This window comes from Salifodinibacter halophilus, assembly GCA_012999515.1.
Taxonomy (GTDB): Bacteria; Pseudomonadota; Gammaproteobacteria; order Nevskiales; family Salinisphaeraceae; genus Salifodinibacter; species Salifodinibacter halophilus.
Window position 1 is genome coordinate 1 of record JABEEB010000751.1, and the last position, 235, is coordinate 235.

General features: G+C 71.9%; 1 protein-coding gene. It reads left to right on the forward strand.

The window, feature by feature from the left end:
- Window positions 1-235, forward strand: a 235-nt coding sequence (locus HKX41_13585; protein NNC25165.1) for a hypothetical protein, incomplete at both ends; no start/stop codon positions are given.

Consider the following 235-nt stretch of genomic DNA (forward strand, 5'->3'; position numbering starts at 1 on the left):
TCGTCAACGGCCAGCCGGGCCCGAGCCAGAGCTTCAACACCCTGACCCTGGACCTGCCCAAGCCGGCGACCTTGCGCGCCGGCCGCGACATCGTCGATCTCGACCTGCGCGGGCAGAACTACCGCGACAGCGACGCCACCCGCGTGCTGGCCGGACGCGATCTGTACTACCGCCCGCTCGGCCGCAGCATCAGCGGCCGGGTCAGCCGCTACAACTGGCTGGAGCTGGGCGGGCC